The organism is Chloroherpetonaceae bacterium (assembly GCA_033763895.1).
Taxonomy (GTDB): domain Bacteria; phylum Bacteroidota; class Chlorobiia; order Chlorobiales; family Thermochlorobacteraceae; genus JANRJQ01.
The window spans coordinates 25,554-51,034 of record JANRJQ010000013.1 but is presented as its reverse complement, the minus strand read 5'-3'; the positions used below and the strand labels follow the sequence as shown (position 1 = coordinate 51,034).

At 45.0% G+C, this 25,481-nt stretch carries 24 protein-coding genes; 13 read left to right on the top strand and 11 right to left on the bottom strand.

What is annotated here, in order from left to right; translation table 11 throughout:
- Nucleotides 1–30: 30 nt before the first annotated feature.
- The 3 genes from infB to SFU91_13560 form a co-directional block, all read right to left on the bottom strand.
- Nucleotides 31–3,414 carry a translation initiation factor IF-2 gene (gene infB / locus SFU91_13570; GenBank protein MDX2130057.1) on the bottom strand — a complete coding sequence of 1,128 codons (3,384 nt, stop codon included), beginning with the start codon at nt 3,412–3,414 and terminating at the stop codon, nt 31–33.
- A gap of 92 nt (nt 3,415–3,506) precedes the next feature.
- A complete protein-coding gene (gene nusA, locus SFU91_13565) occupies nt 3,507–5,054 on the bottom strand; it encodes a transcription termination factor NusA (GenBank protein MDX2130056.1) in 1,548 nt (515 codons plus the stop codon).
- 87 nt (nt 5,055–5,141) lie between these two features.
- Nucleotides 5,142–5,726, bottom strand: coding sequence for a hypothetical protein (locus SFU91_13560; GenBank protein MDX2130055.1), 585 nt, complete (start codon nt 5,724–5,726; stop codon nt 5,142–5,144).
- A 446-nt stretch (nt 5,727–6,172) separates the two neighbouring features.
- Between SFU91_13560 and SFU91_13555 the strand changes: the two genes are divergently transcribed.
- Complete coding sequence (locus tag SFU91_13555) at nt 6,173–8,641, top strand: zinc-dependent metalloprotease (protein ID MDX2130054.1); 2,469 nt, start codon at nt 6,173–6,175, stop codon at nt 8,639–8,641.
- Nucleotides 8,642–8,753: 112 nt separating this feature from the next.
- Here SFU91_13555 and SFU91_13550 read toward each other — a convergent pair whose 3' ends face one another.
- Nucleotides 8,754–9,302 (bottom strand): hypothetical protein, encoded by a 549-nt coding sequence (locus tag SFU91_13550; GenBank protein ID MDX2130053.1) that lies wholly within the window; start codon nt 9,300–9,302, stop codon nt 8,754–8,756.
- A 579-nt stretch (nt 9,303–9,881) separates the two neighbouring features.
- On the opposite strand from SFU91_13550, the gene SFU91_13545 reads away from it, so the two are divergent.
- Nucleotides 9,882–11,768: a CocE/NonD family hydrolase gene (locus tag SFU91_13545; protein ID MDX2130052.1), complete on the top strand. Its 1,887-nt coding sequence runs from the start codon at nt 9,882–9,884 to the stop codon at nt 11,766–11,768.
- A gap of 200 nt (nt 11,769–11,968) precedes the next feature.
- Here the strand turns inward: SFU91_13545 and SFU91_13540 are convergent, their stop codons facing one another.
- A complete protein-coding gene (locus tag SFU91_13540) occupies nt 11,969–12,112 on the bottom strand; it encodes a hypothetical protein (protein MDX2130051.1) in 144 nt (47 codons plus the stop codon).
- Between the two features lie 292 nt (nt 12,113–12,404).
- Entirely contained in the window at nt 12,405–12,935 is a 531-nt protein-coding gene (locus SFU91_13535) for a hypothetical protein (GenBank protein ID MDX2130050.1), read from the bottom strand.
- Between the two features lie 334 nt (nt 12,936–13,269).
- Here SFU91_13535 and SFU91_13530 point away from each other — a divergent pair, with 334 nt between their 5' ends.
- The 5 genes from SFU91_13530 to SFU91_13510 all read left to right on the top strand — a co-directional run bounded on the left by SFU91_13530 (nt 13,270) and on the right by SFU91_13510 (nt 15,531).
- The gene (locus SFU91_13530; GenBank protein MDX2130049.1) at nt 13,270–13,563 is read left to right on the top strand and encodes a hypothetical protein; all 294 of its coding nucleotides are present in this window, start codon (nt 13,270–13,272) and stop codon (nt 13,561–13,563) included.
- A 286-nt stretch (nt 13,564–13,849) separates the two neighbouring features.
- Nucleotides 13,850–14,116: a hypothetical protein gene (locus tag SFU91_13525; protein ID MDX2130048.1), complete on the top strand. Its 267-nt coding sequence runs from the start codon at nt 13,850–13,852 to the stop codon at nt 14,114–14,116.
- A 12-nt stretch (nt 14,117–14,128) separates the two neighbouring features.
- Nucleotides 14,129–14,359: a hypothetical protein gene (locus SFU91_13520; GenBank protein ID MDX2130047.1), complete on the top strand. Its 231-nt coding sequence runs from the start codon at nt 14,129–14,131 to the stop codon at nt 14,357–14,359.
- 234 nt (nt 14,360–14,593) lie between these two features.
- Nucleotides 14,594–15,286, top strand: coding sequence for a response regulator transcription factor (locus tag SFU91_13515; protein ID MDX2130046.1), 693 nt, complete (start codon nt 14,594–14,596; stop codon nt 15,284–15,286).
- Nucleotides 15,287–15,321: 35 nt separating this feature from the next.
- Nucleotides 15,322–15,531 (top strand): DUF2283 domain-containing protein, encoded by a 210-nt coding sequence (locus SFU91_13510; GenBank protein MDX2130045.1) that lies wholly within the window; start codon nt 15,322–15,324, stop codon nt 15,529–15,531.
- Nucleotides 15,532–15,552: 21 nt separating this feature from the next.
- On the opposite strand, the gene SFU91_13505 is transcribed toward SFU91_13510, so the two are convergent.
- The gene (locus SFU91_13505; GenBank protein MDX2130044.1) at nt 15,553–17,112 is read right to left on the bottom strand and encodes a family 10 glycosylhydrolase; all 1,560 of its coding nucleotides are present in this window, start codon (nt 17,110–17,112) and stop codon (nt 15,553–15,555) included.
- Between the two features lie 295 nt (nt 17,113–17,407).
- On the opposite strand from SFU91_13505, the gene SFU91_13500 reads away from it, so the two are divergent.
- The 3 genes from SFU91_13500 to SFU91_13490 are packed head-to-tail and all read left to right on the top strand — an operon-like array spanning nt 17,408 to nt 20,402.
- Nucleotides 17,408–18,454, top strand: coding sequence for an efflux RND transporter periplasmic adaptor subunit (locus tag SFU91_13500; protein MDX2130043.1), 1,047 nt, complete (start codon nt 17,408–17,410; stop codon nt 18,452–18,454).
- A 17-nt stretch (nt 18,455–18,471) separates the two neighbouring features.
- Nucleotides 18,472–19,449, top strand: a complete 978-nt coding sequence (locus SFU91_13495) for an ABC transporter ATP-binding protein (protein ID MDX2130042.1) — start codon at nt 18,472–18,474, stop codon at nt 19,447–19,449.
- Nucleotides 19,446–20,402, top strand: coding sequence for an ABC transporter ATP-binding protein (locus tag SFU91_13490; protein ID MDX2130041.1), 957 nt, complete (start codon nt 19,446–19,448; stop codon nt 20,400–20,402). Before SFU91_13495 ends, SFU91_13490 begins: the two co-directional genes overlap by 4 nt.
- Here the strand turns inward: SFU91_13490 and SFU91_13485 are convergent.
- Together SFU91_13485 and SFU91_13480 are read right to left on the bottom strand one after the other, a co-directional pair.
- On the bottom strand, nt 20,395–20,796 hold the full coding sequence (locus SFU91_13485) for a type II toxin-antitoxin system death-on-curing family toxin (protein MDX2130040.1): 402 nt from the start codon (nt 20,794–20,796) through the stop codon (nt 20,395–20,397). The genes SFU91_13490 and SFU91_13485 overlap by 8 nt on opposite strands.
- A complete protein-coding gene (locus tag SFU91_13480; protein ID MDX2130039.1) occupies nt 20,796–20,996 on the bottom strand; it encodes a hypothetical protein in 201 nt (66 codons plus the stop codon). Before SFU91_13480 ends, SFU91_13485 begins: the two co-directional genes overlap by 1 nt.
- Before the next feature lie 48 nt (nt 20,997–21,044).
- Here SFU91_13480 and SFU91_13475 point away from each other — a divergent pair, with 48 nt between their 5' ends.
- From SFU91_13475 to SFU91_13465, 3 genes are read left to right on the top strand one after another with little or no spacing between them, the layout of a single operon-like run.
- Nucleotides 21,045–22,181 carry an ABC transporter permease gene (locus tag SFU91_13475; GenBank protein ID MDX2130038.1) on the top strand — a complete coding sequence of 379 codons (1,137 nt, stop codon included), beginning with the start codon at nt 21,045–21,047 and terminating at the stop codon, nt 22,179–22,181.
- Between the two features lie 19 nt (nt 22,182–22,200).
- Nucleotides 22,201–23,334, top strand: coding sequence for an ABC transporter permease (locus SFU91_13470; GenBank protein ID MDX2130037.1), 1,134 nt, complete (start codon nt 22,201–22,203; stop codon nt 23,332–23,334).
- 49 nt (nt 23,335–23,383) lie between these two features.
- A complete protein-coding gene (locus SFU91_13465; GenBank protein ID MDX2130036.1) occupies nt 23,384–23,584 on the top strand; it encodes a DUF433 domain-containing protein in 201 nt (66 codons plus the stop codon).
- 6 nt (nt 23,585–23,590) lie between these two features.
- Here the strand turns inward: SFU91_13465 and SFU91_13460 are convergent, their stop codons facing one another.
- Both SFU91_13460 and SFU91_13455 read right to left on the bottom strand, forming a co-directional pair.
- Nucleotides 23,591–24,634, bottom strand: a complete 1,044-nt coding sequence (locus SFU91_13460) for an ATP-grasp domain-containing protein (protein MDX2130035.1) — start codon at nt 24,632–24,634, stop codon at nt 23,591–23,593.
- A gap of 18 nt (nt 24,635–24,652) precedes the next feature.
- Nucleotides 24,653–25,468 carry a M48 family metallopeptidase gene (locus SFU91_13455; GenBank protein ID MDX2130034.1) on the bottom strand — a complete coding sequence of 272 codons (816 nt, stop codon included), beginning with the start codon at nt 25,466–25,468 and terminating at the stop codon, nt 24,653–24,655.
- Nucleotides 25,469–25,481: the final 13 nt, after the last annotated feature.

The following is a 25,481-nucleotide window of genomic DNA, read 5'->3' as shown; positions in this document are numbered from 1 at the left end:
TTGGATTTTGAGTTTTGTTGTGGTATCGCTTTATCGTGCGTCGGCAGTAGCAAGTTTTCGTTTTGTTTCAACGGTTTGAACCACTTCCACAATGTCGCCAACCTTGACATCATCATAGTTTCGCAAAGTCAAGCCGCACTCGAATCCGCTGGCCACTTCTTTGACATCATCTTTGAACCGCTTGAGTGAAGAGAGCTCGCCGTCGTAGATTTGAACACCATCGCGAAGGAGTCGAACTTTGCCGTCGCGCGAAATTTTTCCATCCAGTACAAAACAACCGGCCACATTTCCGAATTTCGAGATTTTGAACACATTTCGAATTTCGATGGTACCCACCACTTCTTCTTTGAATTCCGGAGAAAGCATTCCTTCAAGCGCTTTTTCCACCTCTTCAATGGCGTGGTAAATCACGGTATAGAAGCGAATGTCAATTGATTCACGCTCGGCAAGTTGCTTTGCTTTCAAGTTCGGGCGAACACGGAATCCGATGATGATTGCATCGGAGGCGGCCGCTAGCAGCACATCCGATTCAGAGATTTGACCGATGCCGCGGTGAATGATATGAATCTTAACCTCTTCGTTTTGCACCTTAATAAGACCTTCCGCCAAGGCTTCAAGTGATCCGCCGACATCGGCTTTGAGCACAATGCGTAATTCCTTAATTCCGGCTTGGCCAATTTCATCGAGTTTCATACGGTTGCGAGCACGGAATTCCTGTTCACGGCGAATGAGTTGGCGACGCTGAGCGATTTCACGTGCTTCCCGCTCGGTCTCCATTGCATTGAAAATGTCTCCGGCCTCAGGCAATTCTTCAAAGCCGAGGACGCGCACAGGCTCTGATGGATAAACCACTTCTTTTCGATTTCCGCGCTCATCAAGCAATGCGCGTACCTTCCCGGCGGCTGCACCGGCAATAAAGGCATCCCCAATTTTCAAAATGCCTTGTTGAATGAGTACGGTGGCAATAATGCCTTTTCCGCGGTCAAGTTCTGCTTCAACAACGACCCCACGCGCTAAACGCTCTTCATTGAAATCGGCTTGCAGCGACATTAATTCGGATTGAACAAGAACTTTATCTAAAAGCTCACGAACATTCAACCCCTTTTTCGCCGAAATTTCCTGACACTGCACATCCCCGCCCCATTCTTCTACAAGCACGCCGTTTTCAGAAAGTTGCGTGCGAATCTTATCCGGGTTGGCTTCCGGTTTATCAATTTTATTAATCGCGACAACCAATGGAACATTCGCTGCTTTTGCGTGGCTAATGGCTTCAAGGGTTTGAGGCATCACGCTGTCATCAGCGGCAACAACAAGAATCACAATATCCGTGACTTGCGCCCCGCGAGCACGCATCGCCGTAAAGGCTTCGTGACCGGGTGTATCCAAAAATGTGATGCTTTGACCGCTTTCAAGTTTCACTTCATAAGCACCAATATGCTGTGTAATCCCGCCTGATTCGCCAGCCACGACATTGCTACGGCGGATGTAGTCGAGAAGTGAGGTTTTTCCGTGATCGACATGACCCATAATAGTTACGACAGGCGGACGGGTTTTGAGAATCGGTGAAACTTCTTCATCAATTTCCACGACTGTAGCTTCAACATCCGAGACGAAGAGAACATCTTTGCCGAATTCAAGGGCAAGAATTTCAATTGTTTCGCGGTCAAGGCGTTGATTAATGGTAATGAATTTGCCCATTCGGAAGCACTTTTCGATAACCTCCTTGGGTGTTACGCCCACTTTATCGGCGAATTCGTGTGCCGAGGCAAATTCTGTAATCTTAATCTTCTTACTGTCTTCAGCGGCTTGTTGGGCAGCGAGTTCTTGACGCTCTTCACGCTCTTTGGCGCGGCGCTTTCGGAATCTTTGCCGCATCACGGATTCGCTCACCTCATCCATATCACTAATGGTTTGGCGAATATTGCGTTCGACAAGGCGAGAATCGACTTCGTTCTTTTTCTTCTTTTTTCCTTTTGCGGCCAAGCCGGCATCTTGTTTATCGGCGATGCCGCGTTTGATAATTTGATCGCTGCTAGCGGCTTCAAAAACAGGTTTTTTAGTGGCAGCAGCGGGCACTTCGCGTGAGGTTGTTGGAACAAAATCTTGCAATTCGGTTTTCCGCTCGCCTAAGTTTTTCTTTTTATCTTTCTTCTTTTTCTTTACGAGCCCAAGTTCCTCACGGGTTTTGAATTCAACCACTGTAAGTCCGCCCATTTTGGTGCGTTCTTTGGCTTCGATTAAGCTCTTTTCATTTCTTCCAAGGCTGTAAAGCGAATCCGGATCAAACGCATCTTCATTTTCGCCGTGAAGTTGCGGCGCAGCGGGTTCACTCTTTTCAGGGGCTTTGAAATTGCTTGGTGATGCACTCGGCTTGCCTTGTTCTTGGCCAAAACCCAATTTGCCATCTCCTTTTTGTGGGGGTTTTTGAGTTCCTCGTTGGTCTGGTTTTTGACCGAATCTGGCATCTCGGTTTTCGGGTTTTCTGCCGTCATCTCGGCGAGTCTCGCCTTGCGGTCTTGTGTCTTTGTTTTGAGGCCCACGCTTCTCATTTCGTTGATCCGGCCGGGCATCTCCCTTATGTTCACTTTTATGTTCCGGTCGTGCTTCGCCGCGCGAACCTCTTTGCCCGCCTTGCGCTTGACCTGATTTTTCCGTGGCTTTATCTGAACCCTTTTCTGATCCTCTTTCTGATCCTTTTTCTGATCCTTTATCAGACTTGAATTCAGATTTATTTCCACCTTGTTTTTGATCTTGTTTTCGATCTCCAGATTTCGGAAAATAAGTTGAAGGAAGCTCGACGGTTCCCACAACTTTGATTCCCATTGGTCGTGTTGTTTTTTCCGTTTCAACCGGTGCCGATTTTGCTTCCGAAACCTCTTCGATAGGCGAAATCACTTTCGGTTCAGCGGGAGCCTGTGTGACTGGTTTTTCTTCGATAAGCGGCTCAGATTTTACTTCAGGAATCGGTTCAGGTTTTGGGGCTTCCTTTTCGGCTTCTTGCACTTCTGAGGTTTTGGATTCAACAATTGGCGGCAGAGGCTCTTCCGGTTCAGAAACCGTTTCTTCCTTTAAGTCTGGCTTTTCTAGAAAAAGCGGTTCACCTTTGAATGAGGGGATTTTCTTTTTTTGCGATTCATCGAATAGTTGATCAGCTTGCCCGGAGCTTTTTGCGGCAAGCTGTTTCGATTTCTTTTCTTTATCGGCCCGCAATTTTTTTTGCGCGTCGCTCTGCTTCTTTTCCGCTTGAAAGTGAGAGAGAATCACTTCTCTCATTTCATCGGTAATTTTTGAAGAAGCCGATTTGACCGCCATATTATTTTCGGCCAAAACTTGCAGGATGTCTGAGGCACTAACCGTCAGTTCATCGGCAAGGTCAAGAACCTTGTATTTTTTTACTTCTTTTTCTTCAGACATCTGACCTCTCCTCTTCTCTACGATTATCGGGTATGTGTTGCTCGATCCGTGATGAGTAATAAATTCTCAAAATTTCTATACTTTATTAAAAACTATTCTTGGGTCTTAGGTGTATTTTCTTCCCCTTCGCCACTTTCACTTTCGCCGGTTTCACCTTCTTCGCTGTATTGCTCTTCAATGGTACGGAAGATATTTTCGGCAATTCGGTGCCAATACCGACGCTCTTCTTCGGTAATCACGCGGGTATGCGTTCTTTGCGGAAAAGATTGCCTTGAATTTTTTCCACCAAAGAGTTTCAGTTCTTCTTCTTGTTTTTTTGGCGGCAAAATCAATGCTTCTTCGATTCTTTCAAGTCCGGCTTCTAAAACTTTTTTGGCGGTGTCGAGACCGGAGTCCAAGAGTTGATAAACAATGTCATCGCCGAATTCTTCGCGGAATTCGATGATGTCGATGTCGGTGCTGTCATGCAATTCATCGGCTTCGCGATAGATTTCAATTTCAAAGCCGGTGAGCTTTTCGGCCAAAAGAATATTGTTTCCATTTTTGCCGATGGCGTATTTGATTTGATCAGGCTTCAAGGTCACGCGAGCTTTTCGGTTTTTGAAGTCAACGGATACGGAGAATGGATCGATTTTTGCAGGCTGCAAGGCTTTGGCGATATAGATGTGATTCTCATCGCTAAACGGTATGACATCAATATTTTCGTTATTGAGTTCGCGGACGATATTTTGGATGCGCACCCCTCTTTGACCTACACATGCGCCGACCGGATCGATTCTTGAATTGGTTGATTCGACAGCAATTTTCGCTCGCTCGCCGGGTACCCGTGCAGATGCTTTGATCATGACCTTTCCTTCGCTGATTTCCGTCACTTCGCTTTCGAAGAGTTTGACGAGGAATCGGTCGTCGGTACGGGATGCAATCACGCGCATTGGGCCGTCTTCGCGCTCCTTTTCAATTTCGGTGCCATCGGGCATGCGAAGCCGCATTCTTTCGCGCTCAACCTTTTGAATATACACTTTCATCATTTTGGTTTTGCGCGGGTTATCGCGTTGCATTCGCTCGGCATTGGGGAGGATAATTTCAACCTTTTGATTTTTGCCGGTATTGAGTGTCAAAACGGTTTCTTTCGGGCGAATTTGATAGACTTCCGCTTGAACGATTTGCCCCACAAGGTTCACACACTCTTCGTAAATCGCCATCCGTTCGGCATCGCGAACTTTTTTCTGCACGGCTTGCTTAATGATTTGGATCGATTTACGAGAAAGAATTTTTTCAATTGGCATTGGCCCTTCTTCATAGAAATCACCCAATCCTAAATCTTCATCAATTTCTTTAGCCTCATCAAGCCCGATTTCAATTTCACGGAATTCTACTTCTTCAACAACTTTGCGCTTGATATAAATTTCTAAATCACCCTTGGCCGAATTGAGAATAATGCGTGCTTCGGTTTCGGGATCATAATCCTTCCGAAGCTGCTTTTGTATGGCTTCTTTTAAGAGGTCAACCAACTCCATTTTCACCGCGTTGGTATCGGCTTTTTTATCCTTCAAGCGATCATAATCGTCGAACGATGAAAAGGCATCTGCGATTTGGGCTTTCTTATCGATTTTAAGCTCTTGCTTTTTTATTTTCGGCATTGGTCGATTGAGTTGATTCTTTTGGCGCAGCTGCGCTTAAAGACGAGTTATGATAATCGATGACAAAAAGAATTGGTGCACCACCTATTAAATATCAATTATGACTTGCGCTTCAGATACCGAATCAAAAGGAAATGATTTTGGTTCCTCTTGACGAACCCGCTCACCTTTTTTGGGTTTCCGCGTTGTATCCAAAACGAGTACGGTTTGATTGGCTTCATCGGTTTCGATGGCCAATAATTTTCCTTCCGTTTGCGGTAATACGCTTTGTTTTACACTTCCCGCTTCTTCTTTCAATCCGTGCTTCAACTTCAGCGAAACCCGCCTGCCGATATGGCGTTTTAATCCGCGAATATCTTTAATCGGCCGGTCTGCTCCGGGCGAAGACACTTCGATTCTCAAATAATTGCGAAACAGCTCTTGAATTTGTGGCGAAGCATCAAACACTGCACTGAGATGACGGCTAAAACGCTCACATTGCGAGATGGTTACACCGGTTTCAGTATCGAGAAAAATTTCAAGAGTATCGGATGAATTGTAGCTTCTCAGCACACATTCCACGAGATAAGGTTCAGATTCTCCGTCATCAAGCGGGTTTTCACCTAAAAAAGCATGAAGTTCTGTTTGAACCCACGTTTTTGCTTCTTCTTCTCTTGTTTGAAATTGACTCATCGCGATTCACGCTTCAATTTAGAAACAAAAAAAGTGGGTTTTTCTCCCACTCTCAGATTTCGAATCGAAGGAAAGTCGATTAAATAAAGTTAAATAAAATCGCGTAAATATAAGGAAAATCGCCCGAGTTGCAAGCATCAAGAATCATTTTTCGCCCAAATTGTAGGAATTAAGAGGCTTCGAGGGTCAATTTTTGGGGATGGTTAAAAAAAATTTACAAAGATTTTTTTTAGAAACATCTATTCTTCTTTCACAGTTAATTCTAGCCCTTCTGCTTGCCGGGCTTTACTTTATGGGCGAATCCACCCTTTTGATTAAAAGCTTGGAATTCCATTGGCTGCTGTTGCCTAATTAATTGCATTGAGTTAAAAGATGATAAAAACTAAAAAAATTCCTATTCTTCAATTCCTGAATGATTCTATTTAACGATGTTAACAAAACAAACTATGAAGTTCTTTGCTGGTGGCGCAAAGCCGTTTTTCCATTATCTCATTGTGCTTATGGGAATTGTAGCGATAAATTCATTCGCACAAGCTCAAGCACCCGCCTCGCGCGATAGCGCAGGTTCAAAATTCAAACCCTACGCCGAAGTTTTAAAAGGCACTCGGATGCTGAAAGGTGTCTTTGATGTGCACCGCACCGAGGATAAGGTGTTTTATGAAATCAACCCCAAATATTTTGGAAAAGAATTTTTAGTCGTCGCACAAGTTTCAAAAACGCAATCCAGCTATGGATATGGCGGAACCGAACTTGCCAACCGCGTGGTGAAATGGCAAAAGAAGAATAACAGTGTTCTTTTGCGCGATGTCTATTACGGACTTCGCTCCACCGATAACAGTGCCATAGAAGCCGTTTCTTCATCCAATATCGATGCGATTCTATACACCTTTGATATTCTCACTTATGGGAAAGATTCATCAGTGGTAATTGATGTAACGCAGTTTTTTGTTTCGGATGTTCCGGAGTTTTCACCTCGCCAGCAGCAAGCACAATTCGCTCAAAGTTACGATGCGCAATCGCTCGACCCGAAGCGCTCGTTTGTTGAAAGTGTTAAAGCTTTCCCAACCAACATTGAAACCCGTGCCGTGCTCACTTACCGCGCCAATCCTATTGATTTGGGTCGCGTGCAACAATCGCCGCAGCCACAGCCGGTTCGCCCACGCGCCGATTTTGCTTTAGGAACCATTTCAGTGGAAGTGCACACCAGTATGGTGCTTTTGCCCGAAAAGCCAATGCGTCCGCGCGAATTCGATTCTCGTGTTGGGTTTTTTACCGAAAACTTTGTCGATTACACCAACGCCAACGATGGCATTGAAAGAAAAAGGTTCATCACACGTTTCCGCTTGGAAAAGAAAAATCCTTCGGCTGAGGTGAGCGAGCCGGTGAAGCCCATCATTTTTTACATTGCCCGCGAAGTGCCCGATAAATGGCGGCCTTATATCAAGCGTGGTGTGGAATCGTGGCAGAAAGCCTTTGAAAAAGCCGGATTCAAGAATGCCATTTTAGCCAAAGATGCGCCCGATGATAATCCGAATTGGGATCCTGAAGATGCACGCTACAGCTCGATTCGTTGGCTTCCTTCTGAAATTCAAAATGCTTATGGGCCGTCGATTGCCGATCCGCGCAGTGGTGAGGTGATTGATTCCGATATCAAATTCTTCCATAACATCAATGCGCTTACGCAGCGTTGGTATTTCTTGCAAGTCGGCGCCGTTGATGAACGCACCAACACAATGCCTTTGCCCGACGATCTTTCAGGCGAATTGATTGAGTATGTGGCCGCTCACGAAGTTGGGCACACGCTTGGTTTCCCGCATAATTTCAAAGCTTCGCAAAGTTATACGGTTAAGCAACTTCGCGATGCCCAGTTTACGGCACAGTATGGCACTGAAGCCTCCATTATGGATTACGGCCGCTTCAATTATGTGGCGCAGCCTGAAGACAAACCGCGCCCACGCTTGATTCCGATTATTGGCCCGTATGATGAATTCGCGGTAGAATGGGGGTATCGCGAGTTTGGCAACATCTCGGTTGAAGAAGAGAAAAAGAAGCTCAACGAGATTGCAATGCGCCAAATCAAAAACCCGATGCTGCGTTTCGGCCGGCAAGGTGACCCGCTCGACCCTACCGCGCAAAGTGAAGACATCGGTTCCGACCCGCTTGAAGCTTCACCGCTTGGACTGAAAAACCTTGCTCGAATCTCTAAGAAACTTTTGTCCGCTTATGCAAAAGCCAATGATGATTATGATAAGCTCAAGGAAATTACGCGCGAATTTTTTGGTCAACGCAGCCTTTTCACAGGGCATGTGGCATCGCTGATTGGTGGAATGGTAGAAACCAATTATTACTACACACAAGGTGATAAGAACTTTGAGCCGGTTTCGCGTGAACGGCAAAAAGCAGCAATGAAATTTTTGCAGGAGAATGTTTTCCAGTTGCCGAAAGATTTAATCCCAATGGAAGTCATAGACCGTATTGGAGCAGCCGGCTATGCCGACCTTGTGCAGCAGCATCAAGCCCGTTCGATTCGCCAAGTCTTGAGCACCGCGCGAGGAAGCGCACTTGTGGATTATGAACTTACAGGCCGCGCGCCATATTCGCTTACGGAGATTGTGAACGACCTTACAACCGGCATTTTCGCCGATGCTCGCAGTGGAAACGTGAACCAAATGCGCCGTAACCTTCAACGCGAATTGGTGAATCAATTGATTGGAAAGGTGAGAGCCACGCCTCCTCGCCCGGTTTTGCCGAACCAAACCGTTGTGGGTGAAAGCTCGGAAATGAAAGCGCTTGCGCGCGGTCAGTTGGATAAAATTCTGAAACTTGTTTCGTCCACCTCTCCGGCCAATGAAGCCACCCGTGCGCACTTTACGGATTTGCGCGTGGTGATTAAAGAAGCTTTAGGCGAAAAGTAAGTTTTTTGAATTCTTGATAAAAAAGCCCGCACACTTGGTGCGGGCTTTTTTTCTTCATTGAATAGGTTAGAATAGCGGGCTTGTATGACCCGCTTTTTTTGCTGTGTGATTCTTACTGAATGATTTCCCCACGGGTGACATTAAAACTGCCGTTGGGGATTTGAACGGTGGTAGAACCTGTAGTAAATGTGCCTGAAAATGTTCCGCGTATCCGACCACCCACATTGCCATATTCTGATACCACAATTTGCCCTGATAAAGATAAGTATGTGACACTTCCGACTGTTAGACCAATTGCCGAACTTCCGTCCTCCACCATTTGATAAGTGCCTGTGGTTTGTCCTGAAAAACCCAAGAGAATTCCGACAGAAGTTCCTCCTGAAGTTCCGCTTATCCCGCAAACGGTTGTAGTTTCGGTGGCAACATAGACACCGAAGGCATCGGGCACAAAACTGTTTAAGCGAAATGTTTCTCCATCGATTGTGGAGGTAACATTGTTTGCCAAAGGTGTTACACTTGTGGTGGTATAGGTTGTTCCGTTTAGCGTGAAGCTACTTGATTGCCCACCTGTTCCGCCGCTATCGGTTGGGTTGTTATCGCTTTTGCAACTAGAGAAAACGATTGTAAAGACTGCGATGATAAGAATGCGTGCGTAATTCATATGTATATGTGGATATGTTGAATTAAAAACCTACAAGGAAACATTACAAAATTATACTTTTTTTGTTTTATTATCAACAATTTTAAGTGTTCTTGGACATACAGATATACTTTAATTTATTCAATTATTTCATCTTTGAAATTTGTGTAAAACAGTCGATTGATATTCTTTGAAAGAATTGAATAACCCCTATTAAATTAATACATTATGGATTTTTAGCGATTTCAATGCCCCTAATTTATGAGTGAAAAAAAACAGAGATAAGCGAAATTTTATTCCATTAAATCGGCGAAAGTAAAGAGCAAAAAACCTATATTAATCACTTTTGAAAAGGGGGAAATTTCGCATGCGAATTCGCTCTTTAAGTTTACCCTTACTATACATTGTGATTTAATAAAGCAAGAATCAGCGTGCGAAGGCATGAAAAGCATAATTAATTTCACATTTTTTCCCGATTTTGGTTCTAACCTTCCACCTCTTAGCCTGTTCAATTTAAGTACAGCTAATTTTCACTATTGAATAGTTTGCACTAATCCGCTTTTTCGTTTATTGTATAAACAAAATTTATTCTGCTTGATTATGAAACTTATTGCACGTTTTGTTCTCCTTTTTCTTTTAAGCATCTCATCTCTTTTTGCTCAAAATGCCGATTCCCTGTTCATTCGGCAAAATTACTTCAAGCGCGAAGTCATGATTCCAATGCGCGACGGCGCACGGCTATTCACCGCCATTTATCTCCCGCGCGACTCCGCCAAAACATACCCCATCATCATGAGCCGCACCCCGTATAGCTGTGCGCCTTACGGAGAAGCCAATTACCCAACATCCCTTCGCCCAACCGAGCTTTTGCGCGAAGGCTACATTTATGTGTTTCAGGATGTTCGCGGTCGGTGGATGTCGGAAGGGGAATTTGTGGATGTTCGCCCCAATATTGCAGGCAATTCCACCAAAGACATTGATGAATCGAGCGATACTTACGATTCCATTGAGTGGCTTATCAACAATATTTCATACACCAATAAACGCGTGGGGATTTGGGGAATTTCCTACCCGGGCTTTTACGCCTCTGCATCCATCCCCGACGCTCATCCGGCCTTGAAGGCTGTCTCGCCGCAAGCACCGGTTACCGATTGGTGGATTGGCGACGACTTTCACCACAATGGCGCCTTCTTTTTGATGGATGCATTTTCATTTATGTACTCTTTTGGCCGTGCCCGACCAAAGCCCACCACCATTGGCAATACGGGATTTCAATTTCCAACGCCCGATGCCTATTCCTTTTATTTGAAAACGGGCGCACTCAAAAATTTTAATTCACTTTACTATAAAGACAGCATTGCGTTTTGGAATCAAATGGTTGCACATCCGAATTACGACGACTTTTGGAAAGCGCGTACCATTTTACCGCATTTGAAAAATGTCACGCCTGCCGTGATGACCGTTGGCGGGTGGTTCGATGCCGAAGACCTTTATGGGCCGCTGAAAGTCTATGATGCCATTGAACGAAATAACCCAAGCGCGAAAAATATGTTGGTGATGGGGCCGTGGTCGCACGGGGCGTGGTCTCGCGTTGATGGCGACAGGTTAGGCTATGTGCCCTTTGCTTCAAAAACAGGGGTTTTCTACCGAGAATCCGTCGAGAAATTATTCTTCAATCATCACCTTAAAGGCGGGGCAGAACACAATATGCCCGATGCGTTGCTTTTTGATGTTGGTGCAGGCGAATGGCGGAAGTTTGAAGTGTGGCAGCCGAAAAATGCCGTTGAAAGGAACCTTTATTTTCACGCAAACGGGAAACTTTCATTTGAACCGCCAAAAGACAAAAGCGGGTTCGATGAAGTGCTTGCCGACCCGATGCGCCCCGTGCCTTACACCGCCGAAACCCGCATCGACCGCAGCATTGAGTATATGATTGAAGATCAACGCTTTGCCTCGCGCCGGCCTGATGTCTTCGTCTATGAAACCGATGAACTTCAAGAGGATATCACGCTTACCGGAAAAGTGCTCGCCAATCTCTTTGTTTCGACTACGGGTACCGATGCCGATTATGTTGTGAAGCTGATTGATGTTTTCCCCGACTCCGCGCGCGATGAATTCAGCGGCAAACCCTCCGCCCGAAGAGCCTTTCCTGCACCCGTCAGGCTTGGCGGCTATCAAATGCTCGTTCGGTGGGAAGTGATGCGTGGCCGCTATCGCAAAAGTTTTGAAAGGCCTGAAGCAATGACACCCAATAAGCAAGAAACCATTGCCCTTCCGCTAATGGATGTGGTGCATACTTTTAAGAAGGGGCACAAAATCATGATTCAAGTGCAACACTCAATGTTTCCGCTTGTGGACCGTAACCCGCAAAAGTTTGTGGATATATACCGCTGCAATGATTCCGATTTTCAAAAAGCCTCACAGCGAATTTTCAGAAATACCAAGGCAGCTTCACATATCAAAGTTTCCGTGTTGCCGAAGCCGTAGGGAGATGAGTATTCAATTATGAGTTATCAGTGTTGAGTTATCAGTGTTGAGTGAATCATATCCTTTATGTCATTCCGACTTGTTCGGAATCTGAGAGCCTTACACTCGCGGTGGTTTAGCCTGTGCCGCACTGAGCCTGCCGAAGTGTCGAAACCGCCGTATTGTGAAGGGGGTCATTGAGCCTGTCGAAATGACCCCCTTCATTCTGTTATTCCGACTTGACCGGAATCTGTAAGCCTATCATTTGCAATTGTCATTTCGAGCGCAGCGAGAAATCTCCGATTCTCCCCAAGCCCAACAATAAGGTGGCCACGGCTTGTCGAAACCACCGTATCGTGAACCACTCACCTTCAGCATGTCATTCCCGCAAGTCACGAAGTGACGCGTCGGGAATCTGTAAGCCTTTCATTCGGGGTGGGCGATCCTCTTGAAACCACGGTTTCTCGCAAAGGCGCGAAGGCGCAGTAATCCATTGTGCTCTTTGTGGACTTTCTCCGCGGGCTCCGTGTTTTGGAATTGCAAACACAAAGGTCGCAAAGCAAGAACGTAAGGACACGGCAATTTCTTTATTTCTTATCTCTCGACTTCCTTTCGCTACTAATCGCTTTTGAAATCTTACATGCCGAATTTCTTTTATTAAAGACTTACGCCAACATTAAACAAAAAAATGAAAGCCCTAAATGTTGGTAATTCTGGGATGTAATTGTAGCGAATATCGAATGAGAATTGTCCTTCACTATCGAAAATAGGCACTATCAATTCAATACCCGGCGTCAATGTTCGATACGATTGAAATCTATCGGGGTGCTCGTTTAGATTGAATAGTAGTACTTCTAAATTAATTCTTGAACTACCTACCATCATATAAGGCCTTACAACAAAGGGTGCACTGGGAATTGCATAACCGAGTTCAATAGAAGGTTGACTGATAGAATTTGCGGTTAAGAGAGCATAGGCATTGATAAACAATGTATATGAAAATCCAAATGTGACACGGAATGGTGAGAAATAATTGGCTCTTGCACCAAAACCTATGCCATAATCATTGGTTGTTGCACCTGAATAAACATTAAGATTTATCGATTCTCTATACAATGGGAGGACTTCATTTTTTGAAACAATGACATTTACTGAGTCTTCTTTGTTTACTTGTATTGTTTCGGGCACATTTTTGTTAGAAGTATAAAACGAATTACAACCCGCAGAAAAAAATAAACCAACCGCGAACAACATTATCAGAGATAGTCTTTTCTTCATATTTTGAGGATGAAAAAGAGAATATTGATCAATTCATTGAAATCTTAATTAAAGGAAGCCCTTAATATTTAAGCAAGACAATATTTTTTTTTCTTTATGAAATAAGTGAATTATCAGTGTCTTCTCTGTTTTGCAATTTCAAACAGGGGGTATAAGGTGTAAATTCAATAGCTGCTTTAATAAAACACCGCCACAACTCGGCGGTTTTTTTTTATTTTTATGTTGTTTAGAACAATGAACGTTTATGCCTTCTTTGCACTATGCGTCGGACGTTTGCGTTCCGATTTCTTTTTCAGCCTCACGGCTTGAGCCTCATTGGAATTTCGAATATTTCTATCTACTCTTTTATTTTTTATCCAATGACTTTGCATACTTTTTTGTAAACCACGCTGCACTTAATAATGCTGTTACCATCAATACAACAATTCCGATTATCACAAACGCTTGGTTAATTTTATTTCTTATCTCTAAAAACAAACACGCACTACTTATTATTATTACAGGCACAATGAACCGCATCATTACCTCAGCCCCATAACGGTTTATTTGATACCAATTTTCCTCCGATATAAAAGATTCTTCAAATCTTACCCCATACAGGTAATTCATCGGGATTTTCCCAAAATACAGTGGAATACATAACGCAATAATGAAGAATTCACACAAGATGATCGTCATGAGGTCGGTGTACATTTGCTTGGGTTGAGTTGGTTTTTTTTAACTCACTTTAAAATTTACATTACTTTTCTGAAAAATCTATAGCATTGTTTTCATTTTCTTGATAAAGATTTTCCAATGAAAGGCTCACAGATTCCCCTGCGTGCTTGACGAACATCCTTAAACACCGGAATGACGGCGTTTTTTTATTTCGAAACACAAAGGTCACGGAGAATGCCTCAAAGTCCACAGCGGTTTTCTGCGCCTTTGCGGCTTTGCGTGAAACCGTAGCTTCGTACGGCGGTTTCGACAAGCTCAACCATCGCAATGTTGGGCTTCTCAGTTTCCGGACAAGCTGGAATGACAGCGTGTATGTCAGTGGCGCAAAACACGGTGGTTTCGATAGGCTCAACAACCACGTTTTGGTGGATTAATCCTATTCATCCTTGAATCCTGAATATCCTGATTCAGACGGGGTTTTGTGGCGTGCGGGATTCCGAACGCGCTTCGCTTGTCGGAATGACAACATCCAAAACTCTGTGGTTTCGACAGGCCGTGGCCACCTCGCTAATGTTGGGCATGTCGGATACCGAACAAGTCGGTATGACATGCCTATGATTGGTGTGAGTGGAAAGTCTGAGATTTCTCGCTGCGTTCGAAATGACAATTGCAAATAATAGGCTTACTGATTCCGAACGCGCTTCGCTTGTCGGAATGACAACATCCAAAGTTCGGTGGTTTCGGCAGGCTTAACCACCTCGTTTCCCATTTCATTTTTCTGTCATTTCGAACGGAGCAAAGCGGTTTGAAGAAAGTTGGGAAATCTCTGGTGTGCGGAAGTTCTAAGATTTCGCTCATTCAATTCGCAATTCATGTGCGAAAATTCTAATTTCCCAAAACCGCTGAACCACATGAAAAAAATTCTCTCCATCGAAGATGACGCCGCGCTTGCCTTAGGAATCAAAGCAGGGCTTGAAGCCGAAGGTTTTGCAGTTACGCACATCGCCGATGGTACCAAAGGCTATGCCACAGCCCTTCAAAATAAGCACGACGCCATCCTGCTCGATTTAATGCTTCCCGGAAAAAATGGCACCGAAATTTGCCGCGACCTTCGGCTCAACGGCATCGATACGCCCATCATTATGCTCACCAGCCGAGCCGAGGAAACCGACCGTGTGGTAGGGCTTGAAATCGGAGCCGATGATTTCGTGGCGAAACCATTCAGCATGCGCGAACTCGCCGCCCGATTGAAAGCCGTTTTGCGCAGAACCGAACCGCAAAAGAAACCGATTCCCGCTGCTGCAAAGCGCTTTCAGTTTTCAAAGTTTGAAGTTGATTTTGATAAAGAAGAAGTGCTCGAAAATGGAAAACCCATTCGCCTTTCCGTTAAGGAATTTGAGGTGCTAAGGCACTTTATTTTGAATGAAGGAAAAGTAGTCACTCGAGAAGATCTTTTGGGCGAAGTGTGGGGCTATCATGTTTTTCCGGATACGCGAACGGTCGATAACTATGTGCTCGCACTTCGAAAGAAATTTGAAGTCACGCCTGCCGAACCCAATCATTTCCTGAAAGTACCGACAAAGGGATATAAGTTTGTCAAGTAGTTCTACAAGAATTTATGGAAAGACAAATATTATTTATGAAAAAGCTCAAAGTGATTCATGACAAAGAAGGGAACACGCTCACCGTTTGGTTTGGTGATCCCGCTGTAGAATATTCTTGCGATGAAACCGATGATGATACAATCTTGATGAAGGATAAAGAAGGGCATATCATTGGTATAGAAAAACTGAACTATTATACTGATTCAGAAAATGTGTCTATCACACTTGAAAGCTTTCCTTCGTGAAGAAAGCAGTCGTGCATTTCGTTACGGCACAACAAGGATTTCACTCCCTTTACTTTCATTGCCATACCAATCCATCACCCGAATCCGCAGAGATTCCCCGCTTTGCAACCCTCGAACCCGAATCATCCCGTTTTGAAGTGGCAAGAGTGAGAGCAAAAGTCGCTCTCTCGGTCGCTGTGCATCGTCACGATTCATCTCACCGGAATCAAGCCCAACAGGCGTGATGTGGTATAAATTCACCCCGCGAATTTTGGCTTCTTCTGCGTTTGAAATTTGAAGCGAAACCACCACAAGGGAATCCTGTTTCATGATGCTAATTACAATTGGTGTAGGCGGAATGGTGTCTGATTTCCACGGCATTGACGGCGGTAAGGCTTCCGAATCAAAAAGTGAATCGAGTTCTGCAATGCTTGAATACGGGTAAAAGATAAATCCCTCTGCACCCGAATTCCGAACGACATTCACTTGCGCACGCCACTCGGCTTTCACGGCTGGCTTATAAGTGCCAAGCCCAACATACAAATGACGGTAATTTTTATTTTCCGCCCAATCGTTCACCAGCTTTTCAAATGCCGGATTGAACTGTTTCTTTTCGCGTTCGGCTTTGGTTGTAGGGCCAAGATGAAAATAAATCTGTGGCGCAAGGTAATCGCAGTAGCGGCGCTTCGTCCACTCCCTCGAATCTTGATACACTTCGGTTTTGCTTTCCATAGCCGGCTCTGAATCCACGCGGCGATAAACGCCAATCGGTGTCACACCGAATTGAAGATGAGGTTTTATCTTCACAAGTGTATCCGCAATTTCAGCAACGATTCGATTGATGATGTCGCGTCTGAAATCGGGCAGCGGCAGTTTCGCGGGGTTTTGTGTGGCAAAGGCGAGCGAATCAGGAAAATCTTTGGAAGGGTAGCGAAGGTAGTCATCCAATTGAATGCCATCGGGCGAATAGCGGTGGGCGAAATCGGCGATGAGCGTTTTCAGATATGCTTGCACTTCGGGAAGTGTGGGGTTCAGCCACACATCGCGCCAGTCGGGATTCTTCGACGCTCGCGGGTCAATCCACTCCGGATGCGTTTGCCAGATATAGGGCACGCCTTGTGAGACTTTCGAAAAATTTTTCCCGCGAACGATAAGCGTATTAAACCACGCATGAAATTGAAGCCCGTGTCTTTTGGCGCAGTCAATCGCAAAGGCCACTGGGTCGTAGTCGGGTTCTTTACCAAAAGTGCCTGTAAGATATTCATGAATTGGCTCAAAGCGATTGGGGTAGAGGACATCGGCACGAACACGAACTTGAAAGAAAACGGCATTGAATTTCTTTCGCTTGATTTCTCGAAAAAGAGAATCGAGCGAGGCGCGTTGAAGTGCGCTGTTAGTCGTTTTTGGCCAATCGATGCCGAATGCCGTGGCAATCCAAACCCCGCGAAGTTCGCGTTTCACCGCATGATGTTCTAAAGAATCAGATTTTCCAAATGGATTTTCACTCGAAACGAAGTGACTGGATAGACGAGCCCCCGCACATGAATAAAAGGGAGGAACAATCGAAAGAAGGAAAAAAAAATAAATTAATCGTTTGAACACACTATTCGAATTTTTGATAGAAATTCAGTCAAATAATAAATGAGAAAAGTAGCATAGCCCTAAAAAAACTTGATTTAGGAAAGCAGGGTTAGAAAAAGGGCTTGAAAAAAACATTATAGTGTGGTTTTAGAGTGATTTTTTTGAAAGATTGAAAATTTAATGTTGAAAAAAACGGTCTCACAATAACTCAGAAGGAAAAAACAAAATTGGATGAATAGAAATAAAATTTGTTAAAATTGAAAACAGAGAAAGTTAGATGACGAAGGCTAAATTTACCAATTAATTGATAAAATTAATGAACCCGAATCGTTACAAAATCGGTGCACACTTTGGCAACAAGTGGTTTCGCCATTATAGCATATTCTTCAATAGCTCGTTTCGGAATCGAATTGGAACAAGTGCAATCGCGATAATGCTGCTCATGATGTCGTGTGGGAAACAAAAAAGCGATGTCGTTGAAGCAACGGGAATTATAGAATCCACCGAAGTGCGCGTGAGTGCGTTGGTTTCAGGACAAGTGCGCTCGGTACTTGCCGAAGAAGGGAAAATCGTATCGCACGGTGATACACTTCTTTTTATCGATGACACCGATTACCGTTTTCAAGCGGCGCAAGCGAAAGCAGGGTTCGACCTTGCTTCTGCCCAATACCGATTGCTTCGCCGCGGTGCAAGAGCCGAAGACTTTGAGATTGCAAAGGAATCTTTACAAAATGCTTCCGTTACACTGCAAAATGCCACATCCGATTTTCAGCGACTTGAACCGCTTTACCGCACAGGCGGCGTCTCCGAAAAAATCTATACCGATGCGAAAGCGCGCGTCGAATCGGCCTCGACTCAGTTTAGCAGCGCAAAAGCCAATTTTGAAAAAGTTCGAAACGGCGCACGACTCGAAGAGCTTGAAGCCGCAAAAGCACGGTTAGAACAAGCAGAAGCGATGTGGCAAGCGGCAGAAAAGAAAGTCTCCGACTGTATCGTTCGTGCCCCGCTCTCGGGCGTCATTACAGCGAAAAGTATCGAGCAAGGCGAAGTGGCACTTCAATCCGCAACACTCTTTCGCATTGCTGAAACAAAAAAGATAAAACTGAAAATATTCGTCCCTGAACCCGATTTGCCACGAATTCACTTAGGCGATTCAGCCACACTTAAAACCGATGCAGACGATGGAAAAACCTACACGGCGCGGGTGAGCTACATTTCACCAAAAGCGGAATTCACTCCAAAAAATGTGCAAACCAAAGAAGATCGTGTTCGGCAGGTGTTTGAAATATGGCTCGAAGCAGAGAATCTCTCCGGAGACCTGAAAGCCGGTCTTACAGCCGAAGCAACGCTTCACATCAAGTAAAGGCAGAATCGTGAGCGATGGTAAATGCGATTGAAATAAATTCCGTTACGAAATCGTTTGGGGCAATCACCGCTCTGAAAGCGATCTCACTCTCTGTAAAAAAAGGAGAGATGCACGCCTTGCTTGGGCCTGACGGCGCAGGAAAAACAACCCTCATTCGGATGCTCTGCGGAATTCAAAAACCCGATAACGGCAAACTCACCGTTCTTGGAGTGGATTCAGGTTCAGAAGAACTCAAATCAAAAATTGGATATCTCTCACAACGGTTTTCGCTTTATCAAGATCTTTCCATCGACGAAAACATCGCATTCTTCGCCGAAATCCATCAAGTGAAAAACTATCGAGAGCGCAGAGATTCACTTCTCGAATTCACACGACTTTTGCACTTTCGCGAGCGGCTTGCCGGCGCACTCTCAGGTGGAATGAAGCAGAAGCTCGCTCTTGCCTGCACCTTAATTCACACGCCTGAAATCATTTTCTTGGATGAACCCACCACCGGCGTTGACCCGGTAACCCGCCGAGATTTTTGGGCATTGCTTTCAAATCTTCTGAAAAGCGGCGTCACGATTCTCGTCTCAACACCGTATCTCGACGAGGCCGAGCGATGCAGCCGCATCTCAATGTTGAATCAAGGTGAATTAATCGCCTCAGGAACGGCTACTGAACTTCAGGAAAAGTATGGAGAAACCACTTTTGAAGTCATTCTCCAAAACCCAAGAGCCACATCCGAGAAACTGAAAACCGTTCCAAGGTTTCAAGCAGCCCTTTCCGATAGCGTGGTGTTTGGTGAGCGAATAGAATTCATCTTTCACACGCTAAGCGAACAAGACGCTCTTCAATTGATTCAAGAAACATTTGCGGCAGTGGGAATCGCGCCCGAACACTGTCGAAAAAAGAAAAGCAGTTTGGAACACATCTTTATTCAACTTGTCAAAGTCTCTGAAAAAATGAACGCTGAAGCAAAGGGTGCGGAAAGAAAGGAGAGCGAACAATGAATGCCATCGATACAGAATTGCTCACGAAAACTTTTGGGAAATTTACAGCAGTCGATCATGTGACTTTAAGTGTTGAGGCAGGAAGCATTTATGGGTTCTTAGGTCCAAATGGCTCGGGCAAATCCACCTTAATTCGAATCCTCTGCGGGCTGCTTTCGCCCTCCGGCGGAAAAGGGTTTGTGGGCGGGGTTGATATTGTTAGCGAACCCGAAAAAGTGCGGCAAAGCATTGGGTATATGGCGCAGCGATTTTCGCTCTATGAACATCTTAGCGTAGAACAAAATCTTGATTTTTTTGGCGGCATTTATTCGCTTGAAGAATCATTTCACAAGGAAAGAAAAAAAATAGTGATTGAATCGGCCGGGCTTGAAGGACTTTTGAAACGCTTCCCGCGCGAACTTCCGGGCGGAATGCGGCAACGCCTTGCGCTTGCAGCCGCCATTTTACACAACCCAAAAATTGTGTTTTTGGATGAACCCACCGGCGGCGTTGACCCCATCAGCCGTCGGCGATTCTGGGAACTTATCAATCGCCTTGCAGACAGTGGAATGACGGTTTTTGTAACCACGCATTTCTTGGATGAAGCAGAGTACTGTACAAAAATCGGATTCATCTATTACGGGAAACTCATTGCTGAAGGTTCTCCCTCTCAATTGAAAAGAAATGTGATTCAAAACCCAATTCTTGAACTTGAAACAAGTGCACCGGCGGAATCGATTGCAATACTCTCAAAAGAGCCGTGGGTTCATTCCTCATCGCTTTTTGGAAATTTTATTCACTTGAGTGTCAATTCCGTGGCGGAAGGGAAATCATTTGCAGCAACGGCGTTGGCAAAAGCAGGCGTGGCGTGGAGTCGAATAGAACCGATATCACCAACACTCGAAGATGTATTTATTCATTTGATTGAAAATGAAACAAGACGAGAGGGGAGTAAAAATAAAGAAATCAATTAGAAGATTTGACAAGACGGGATTTTATCCACGCCTGAACAGTCTCAAGGGTTTCTTTACCTGAACCGACATCAGTCGCAAAATCAATCAACTCTTGATTCGAAGCATGAAGTTCGTAATCATTCAGCTTCAAAAAAAGTAAAGAAGCTTCTAAACCGGTTCGTTTGTTTCCGTCTTGAAAAATGTGACCATCAATAATGTTGAAAAAATATACACCGGCAATGTGGTGAATTTCAGGGTAAAGGCGTGTTCCGAAAACTTCAGCATTAACAATTTCAATCAAATAATCTAATGCTGCAGGTTTAAGCAGATTTTCAGGAGGAACATAGTTACCACCGAATTTCTCAATCATCAATTGATTAATCGCGATAATATCGTTTTTAATGAGATATTCCATCAGGCTAACGCTTTCCAAACTTCTTCGTAACGCACCAAATGTTCTTGAATCAAACGATTCACTTTTTCATCTCGCGATTCACTTATATGACGATGATTTTCGTCAATGATTTCCTTTAGAAGTTCTTTTAAGAGAGGTTTATTCTCAATTAAAACTTCTTTTAATGCCGATATTAACTCCTTTTTTTCGACTTGTGTCATGCGAATAGGTCTGGTTGACTTTTACGATATCATTAATATAACAACTGAATGTGGAATAGAATCTACGCCATCGCGCGCAAAGAGTTTTACCAAATCAGGCGCGATAAACGCTCGCTTGGATTGCTCATCTTCGTACCCGTTTTTATGATGTTTGTCTTCGGCTTCGCGATCTCACTTGATATCACGGGCATTCAAATTGCGTTTGTCGACTTCGATCAATCGCCCCGCTCTCGCGCATTAAAACAAGCCTTTTTGAACGACCCACATTTTATTTCCGCAGGCGGGAGAAATGGGGAATTTTCCAATGAAGTTGAAGCAGGTAATCTTCTTGAAACCGCTCGCGCAAATATGGTCATCATCATTCCTCCACGATTTTCTGCTCGGCTTGATGCGGGGGAAACGATCGCAGTTCAGGCCCTCGTAAGTGGCGACAATGCCAACACCGCAAGTGGTGCCTTAGGGTATGCTGCACAGTTTGTTCAATCCTTTTCTTCCTCGGTTCAGCTTGAGCAGCTTGCGCGATATGGCCAAAACTCGCCCACAGTAATCGATTACCGCCCGCGCTATTGGTTTAACCCCGAACTCAAAAGTTCTAAATATCTCATCCCCGGGTTGATGGGGTTTGTGCTCATAGTCTCTACCGTTCTTTCAACCGCGCTTTCCATTGTCCGTGAAAAAGAATTGGGCACCATTGAGCAAATAATGGTCTCGCCGGTTCAAAGCCGCGAATTTATACTGGGTAAAATAATCCCATACTTCTTTATCGGGTGTGGGCTTGCGGCGTTTGTTGTGGTTACCGGATGGATTGTGTTTGACGTTCCGCTTAGCGGAAATCTTGTGATGCTCACACTCTCTTTACTACTCTTCATCTTTGGCGGACTTGCAATGGGGCTATTCATTTCAACCATTGCTGAATCGCAAGAGGCTGCATTTTTTATTGGCGTGTTTACCACACTCTTGCCCACACAGTTGCTTTCAGGATTCTTAATCCCAATCGAAAATATGCCCACCATCTTGCAAGCCGTCACCACCGTTGTTCCCGCAAAATATTTGCTCAATATTCTGCGAGCGATCTTGCTCAAAGAAGCCCCAATATCCACATACATTAGCTCTTTTGCGGCATTGGCCATTTTTGCGGTGCTCACTTCTACCGTAGCAAGCCTTAGACTCAAAAAATCATTTTAATGTAATCAGTGAAAGGGATATGAAAGCCATTCGCGCATTAATGCTCAAGCAGTTTCTTGAAATCAAAAGCTCCTTTCAATTACGAGCACTTACACTGATTGCGCCATTAACACAGTTTATTGTCTTTGGCTTTGCGTTCAATTTTGATGTTGAAAACATCACGCTTTCGGTGCTTGACTTCGACCAAAGCACGGAATCGCGCGCGCTCATCTCTCGCTTTAATGCCTCGGGGTATTTTAAGCTTGTTTCATTCCTCACGAAGGATAACGAAGTTGAAAAAGTATTGTTAGATGGAACAGCCTCTGTGGTCATCATTATTCCGCCCGATTTCGCAAAGCGATTAACCCAAAACAACGCGCCAACACTTCAATGCGCCTTTGATGCCTCAAGCGGAAACACGGCACAAATCGCTTCCAATTATGTCTCGGCAATTATCGGTGCGTATGGGCAAAGCATACAGGTTAGCATGCAAGAAAGGAGTGGCGCGGTTGGTGTTCCTACGGCGGGAAACGCCACGCTTGAGCCGCGGGTGTGGTACAACCCCGATCTCAAGAGTCGCAATTTCTTTGTGCCTTCCATTTTAGCGCTCATTCTTTTGCTGACCACGGTCATTGCGGCATCAAGTTCGATTGTCAAAGAGCGCGAAACCGGCACGCTTGAGGGATTAATCGTCAGTCCTATAACGCCACTTCAACTCATTATCGGAAAACTTGCGCCATTTATGGTCACAGCATCCATCACAATGATAAACCTGCTGATTCTCTCCGCTGTGGTGTTTGAGGTAAAAATGCGCGGCAATGAATTGCTCTTTGCTGTGCTTTCGCTTGTGTTTATTTCAATGATTCTCGGAATTGGTCTTTTCGTTTCCACAATCTCACGCACGCAGCAGCAAGCCGCATTCACGACCGCCTTTTTTATTCTGCCGCCAATGCTATTCCTTTCGGGCTATGCCTTTCCGATTAGTTCAATGCCGGAGTGGGTTCAGCCGATTACTTACTTTATTCCGCTTCGATATTTTATCGTCATCGTGCGCGGGATTTTTCTGAAAGGCAACGGACTCGTTGAATTGTGGGATAGTATTCTTGCAATGCTCATTTGCACGGTGGTGATTTTCGCTGCAAGTTTTATGCGCTTTAGGAAGTCGTTGGAATAATGACGAACTTTCAATATCAAAAGATGAAAACAGATAGGAGTTTAGTGAAATGAATTGGAAAGAACGTGTCTCCTCAAATCCAACCATTTGTCAAGGTGCGGTTGTCATAAAAGGCACCAGCATTATGGTTTCTGTAATCTTGGATTGCCTTTCTTCAGGGATGAGTGTTGATGAAATTCTCAAAGAGTATCCCTCAATAAAGAAAGAAGACCTTCAAGTGTTGATAAATTATTCTGTATCCTCGAATTAACTCTCCTCAAAACACACTTCCCGGCAAGGCCTTGCGGTTAAGCGCGAGCCCCGCGATAAAGCGAATCATCTCGTCATACGATTTCCCCGAAACCTTGAATGCCCGCGCAAGACCCGCATCCGGAGAAATATCCGGGTTTGGGTTCACATCAATCACATACGGCTTGCCTTCGCGCGAAAGCCTGAAATCCACCCGCGCGTAATCCCTACATCCCACAGCCTCGAAAGTACGCATCGCCAAAAGTTTTATCTCACCCTCTAATTTTGAATCCAATGATGCCGGGCACTGAGGAACAGTCGATTGATATTCTACACTCGCTTCATCCCACTTGGCTTTATAGCTCACAATGCGGCGAAGCCCTGTGGGCATTGAATCAAACTTAATTTCAGAAATGGGCAGCACGCGCGGCTGTGAGGGATGAGCAAAGTCGTGCTCGAAATCGGGGTCGCCGCAGATCGAGACATTGAACTCCCGACCATCGATAAATTCTTCGGCAATTGCTGCCTGTTTATGCTGATTCCAAATAAATGCCACTCGCGCTTTTAATTGCTCCTCTGACTCCACCACCGATTCATTGGCAATTCCAATGCTTGCATCTTCATGTGCCGGCTTCACCATTAAAGGAAACTGCAATGAGGTGTGAATATTCTCTCCAATCAAAAACAAATCAAATCGCGGCGTGGGAACATTGCGTCGGAGTAAAACTTCCTTCGTTCGGGCTTTATTAACGCAGAGTTCTAAGGTTTTTGGTCTTGAACCAGTATAAGGAATCCGCATAATCTCAAGTGCCACCGGCACCAAAACTTCGCTTTGCGAAATGCCGTAGGTGCCTTCAAAAAGGTTAAATACGGCATCAGGCTTGAGGTCGCGAAGCTGTTCCATCAAAAGAACAATATCGCCGATGAAGGGAATACTTGAAACATGAAATTGCGGCTCTAAACTTCCCACGATACCGGCCGCGACTTCCATTAGCCCCATCTCCGATTTCAAATCGCGCGAAAGGCTGCTGCGGTCAGGCACCGCGTTGTAAATAACAAGAATGTGTTTCACAGTGCTTATGATCTTGACTTATTGTCGCGGCTTATACACCCTCAATGCTTCAGGCATTTGGGCTTTGAGATCTCGGATGCGCGTTTCATCTGAGGGATGCGTGCTCATAAACTCCGGTGGCGCTTGCCCGCCTTTCATCTCCCGCATTCGTTCCCAAAAGGCAACCGCGGATTCAGGGTTGTAACCTGCTTTTGCCATAAAAATGAGCCCCAATTTATCCGCTTCAGATTCATGCAATCGGCTAAAAGGAAGCAATAGGCCAAATTGTGCCCCAAGCCCGAAGGCTGCCATAAAAAGCTGCTGCGTTTGCTGTGGCTTATCTTTCAGCGCTTGCGCAATCGCCATTCCACCCAAGTTGGTAAGCAAGCCTTGCGACATACGCTCGCTGCCGTGCTCGGCAATCGCGTGCGCGATTTCATGACCCATCACTACCGCAAGCCCCTCTTCATCTTTTGTGATAGGAAGAATACCGGTGTAAAACACAACCTTCCCGCCCGGCATACACCACGCGTTCACTTCGGGGCTATCGACCAAATTAAACTCCCACGCAAAATCGTTTAAGCGATCTGCCATTCCATTTTCTCGGAAGTAGGCTTCAACCTGTGCTTGAATACGCGCCCCGCATCGCTTCACCATTTCTGTTTGCTCGCGGTTGGTGCTGAGTTTGGCTTGGCTTAAAAAATTGCGGTATTCACCGCTGCTCATCGAAAGCATTGTGGATGAGGGAATCAAATTCACTTGCCTTCGGCCTGTTACGGCCACGGTTGTGCAAGCGGCTACAAGCATAAGCGTAGTAAGCAAAAGCGAGTAATAAAACCGCCGTGTTGGTTTCATAAGATGGTTTGAA

Coding starts and splice junctions, on each gene's coding strand:
- nusA (MDX2130056.1), bottom strand. CDS start 5,054: ATGCCGAAAATAAAAAAGCAAGAGCTTAAAATCGATAAGAAAGCCCAA.
- SFU91_13480 (MDX2130039.1), bottom strand. CDS start 20,996: ATGACACAAGTCGAAAAAAAGGAGTTAATATCGGCATTAAAAGAAGTT.
- SFU91_13490 (MDX2130041.1), top strand. CDS start 19,446: ATGAATGCCATCGATACAGAATTGCTCACGAAAACTTTTGGGAAATTT.
- SFU91_13485 (MDX2130040.1), bottom strand. CDS start 20,796: ATGGAATATCTCATTAAAAACGATATTATCGCGATTAATCAATTGATG.
- SFU91_13515 (MDX2130046.1), top strand. CDS start 14,594: ATGAAAAAAATTCTCTCCATCGAAGATGACGCCGCGCTTGCCTTAGGA.
- SFU91_13555 (MDX2130054.1), top strand. CDS start 6,173: ATGAAGTTCTTTGCTGGTGGCGCAAAGCCGTTTTTCCATTATCTCATT.
- SFU91_13455 (MDX2130034.1), bottom strand. CDS start 25,468: ATGAAACCAACACGGCGGTTTTATTACTCGCTTTTGCTTACTACGCTT.
- SFU91_13470 (MDX2130037.1), top strand. CDS start 22,201: ATGAAAGCCATTCGCGCATTAATGCTCAAGCAGTTTCTTGAAATCAAA.
- SFU91_13545 (MDX2130052.1), top strand. CDS start 9,882: ATGAAACTTATTGCACGTTTTGTTCTCCTTTTTCTTTTAAGCATCTCA.
- SFU91_13510 (MDX2130045.1), top strand. CDS start 15,322: ATGAAAAAGCTCAAAGTGATTCATGACAAAGAAGGGAACACGCTCACC.
- SFU91_13560 (MDX2130055.1), bottom strand. CDS start 5,726: ATGAGTCAATTTCAAACAAGAGAAGAAGAAGCAAAAACGTGGGTTCAA.
- SFU91_13550 (MDX2130053.1), bottom strand. CDS start 9,302: ATGAATTACGCACGCATTCTTATCATCGCAGTCTTTACAATCGTTTTC.
- SFU91_13465 (MDX2130036.1), top strand. CDS start 23,384: ATGAATTGGAAAGAACGTGTCTCCTCAAATCCAACCATTTGTCAAGGT.
- SFU91_13495 (MDX2130042.1), top strand. CDS start 18,472: ATGGTAAATGCGATTGAAATAAATTCCGTTACGAAATCGTTTGGGGCA.
- SFU91_13500 (MDX2130043.1), top strand. CDS start 17,408: ATGAACCCGAATCGTTACAAAATCGGTGCACACTTTGGCAACAAGTGG.
- SFU91_13530 (MDX2130049.1), top strand. CDS start 13,270: ATGCCTTCTTTGCACTATGCGTCGGACGTTTGCGTTCCGATTTCTTTT.
- infB (MDX2130057.1), bottom strand. CDS start 3,414: ATGTCTGAAGAAAAAGAAGTAAAAAAATACAAGGTTCTTGACCTTGCC.
- SFU91_13475 (MDX2130038.1), top strand. CDS start 21,045: ATGTGGAATAGAATCTACGCCATCGCGCGCAAAGAGTTTTACCAAATC.